Source organism: Streptomyces sp. RP5T (genome assembly GCF_003933965.1).
Classification (GTDB): domain Bacteria; phylum Actinomycetota; class Actinomycetes; order Streptomycetales; family Streptomycetaceae; genus Streptomyces.
The window spans coordinates 1-2,650 of the sequence record NZ_RSAJ01000858.1 but is presented as its reverse complement, the minus strand read 5'-3'; the positions used below and the strand labels follow the sequence as shown (position 1 = coordinate 2,650).

Here is a 2,650-nt window from a genome sequence, read left to right as displayed (position 1 = left end):
CCGTCATCGTGTTCCGGCCCCCTCGGTGGTGCCGGACCCCTCACGGGCCGGCGCGGCGGCGCTCTCGTCGCGCGGGCGCACGGCACCGCTGCCGACCAGTGCCCACCAGGCCACCACTCCGAAGCACACCGCCGTCAGCACCGTCGAGGGGCCGCCGATGTCCGCGTACGCGAAGTCCGTCAGCTGCCACACCAGCAGCCCGCAGCCGACGAGCGCGCAGTCCAGCCCCCGCCCGCACCGGCGCGCCCGCACCAGCCCCCGCAGCCCGCACACCAGCAGCGCCAGCCAGCCGCCCGCGAGGGCGATCAGGCCGATCAGGCCCTGTTCGGCGAGCAGGAGGAGGTACATGTTGTGGGGGGACAGCAGCGGCTGCCGCCGGAAGGCCGCGCCCGCGCCCTCCGTGTCGCTGCCGGCCGACAGGGCCAGCGAGGCGTGTGCGTCCCGCTGCTCGGGGAACCCCTTCAACCCCACGCCCGTCAGCGGCTGTTCGCGCCACATGCCGACGGCCGCCGCCCACATGGTGTACCGGTCGGTCACGGACTGGTCGGGGGCGTCGGTGACCTGCGTGATGCTGCTGATCCGCTCCTGCAGCTGCGCCGAACCGACCCCGAGACCGCCCACCAGGATGACGCCGACGGCGGCCGCCACGGCTCCCACCGCCAGCGCCCGCCGCAGCCCGGCCAGCACCAGCTGCACCGAGCAGGTCACGGCCGTGGCGATCCACGCGCCCCGGCTGAAGGACAGAGCGAGCGGCAGGAACAGCGCGAGCGCGCACCCCGCGGCGACCACCCGCTGCCGTACCGGCGCCTGGCCCAGCGCCAGCCCGAGCGCGCACACCAGCCCGAAGGAGACGACGGTCGCCATCCCCATCACGTCCGCCGCCCCGAAGGTGCCGACGGCCCGGATGTCCTCGCCCTGGTAGGAGGCGCCGGTCCCGGTCGCGTACTGGTGCACGCCGATCGCGCCCTGCCACCCGGCGAGGGCCACCAGCGACCAGGCCAGCAGCCGGAAGTCGCGCCGGTCCCGGACCAGCAGCAGCACGGCCGCCGGGACCAGCACGAAGACCTGGAGGTAGCGGCCCATGCCGGTGAGCCCGGCGCCCGGCGAGGCCGCGCCCACCGCGGCGACGGCCAGCCCCACCACCGGCAGACCGAGGACGACGGCCGCCGTCCGCGACAGGGGCCGGCGCCGTTCCCGCAGCAGCCGGACCACGCAGTACAGCACCACCAGGCCGGAGACGGCGTCGGCCGGTCCCGCACCGCTCTCGGCGGTCGGCGACACCGGCAGCGCCAGCAGGGCGACCACGGCCACCACCGGCAGCACGGGAGTCAGCTCCCGGACCCGCGGCAGGCTCAGCGCGAGACTCATGCGCGCTCAGCTCCCCGTCGGACGCACGAGCGTGGCCGCGGTGCGCAGCAGGATGCAGATGTCCTGCCACAGAGACCAGTTGTCGATGTACGCGTTGTCGAAGCGGCAGCGGTCCTCGATCGAGGTGTCACCGCGCAGACCGTGGATCTGGGCGAGCCCGGTGATGCCGGTCCGCATCCGGTGGCGGGCCGCGTAGCCGGGGTAGGTCTGGCTGAACTTCGTGACGAAGTAGGGGCGTTCGGGCCGCGGGCCGACCAGGCTCATGTCGCCCCGCAGGACGTTCCACAGCTGGAGCAGCTCGTCCATCGAGGTGCGACGCATGAAGCGGCACAGCCACGGCATGCGGTGCTCGTTCGCCACGCTCCAGCGCGTCGCCGCCTCGTGCGCGTCGACCGGACGGTGGGTGCGGAACTTCAGCAGCGTGAACGGCTTGCCGTCCTTGCCGATCCGCTCCTGCCGGAACACCACGCCCCGCCCGCCGGTCAGCCGCAGCGCCACCGCGCACACCAGCAGCAGCGGGCTGACCAGCAACAGCAGCGTCCCGGACACCGCCACGTCCAGCGCCCGCTTCCCGGCGCTGCCCCGCCGCCGCGAGCCCATCACCAGGCGCCGGCAGGAGAACCCGGCGAGCTGCTCGCGCATCTCGTACGACGGTGTCTCCGCGTCGAGCTCCCACACCGCGCAGCCCGACTCGGCGAGCGCCCGCAGCAACGGCCCCTGCCGGGACCGTACGGACGGATGCACGGTCAGGACCTCGCGTACGCCGTTCTGGATGAGCGCCCGCTCGACCTCCTCGCCGGTCGTCAGCACCGGCAGCCCCTCACCGCCGTCGGGCTGCTCGGTCACGATCCCCACCGGCCGCACCCCGCAGCCCGGGTGGCGCAGTACGGCGGCTGCCACGCGCTGCGCGGTCGCCGCCGGGCCGATGACCAGCGCGGCGCGCGGACGGGCGAGCCGGGCGAGCCGCTGCCCCCGGCGCACGGTCCCGCGGCCCACGCAGGCCGTCACCGACTGGAGCAGGAAGCCGGTGACGAGCACGGCCGGGGACAGCGCCCGGTCCGGGTCGTACGAGGCCACCGCGGCGGCGAGGACCAGCCAGGCGACCGCGATCCTGGCGCAGACGGCGGGCAGTTCGTCGAGGACGCCGGCCACCCGGCGGGGCGGGTGCGGGCGCAGCAGCATCGAGGCGGCCACCAGCACCGCCACGAGCAGCGGCCGCCACCGGTCACCGGTGAACGCGCCCGCGCCCACCAGGGCGGCGACGAGGTCCGCGGTGAGCAGC

Annotated in this window: 2 protein-coding genes; both read right to left on the bottom strand. The window is 75.3% G+C overall.

The window, feature by feature from the left end; genetic code table 11:
- Positions 1 to 3: 3 nt before the first annotated feature.
- Positions 4 to 1,368: an O-antigen ligase gene (locus EHS43_RS42105; RefSeq protein ID WP_125195752.1), complete on the bottom strand. Its 1,365-nt coding sequence runs from the start codon at positions 1,366 to 1,368 to the stop codon at positions 4 to 6.
- A gap of 6 nt (positions 1,369 to 1,374) precedes the next feature.
- On the bottom strand, positions 1,375 to 2,650 hold a 1,276-nt coding region (locus EHS43_RS42100; RefSeq protein WP_125195751.1), incomplete at its 5' end, for an exopolysaccharide biosynthesis polyprenyl glycosylphosphotransferase.

Coding starts and splice junctions, on each gene's coding strand:
- EHS43_RS42105 (WP_125195752.1), bottom strand. CDS start 1,368: ATGAGTCTCGCGCTGAGCCTGCCGCGGGTCCGGGAGCTGACTCCCGTG.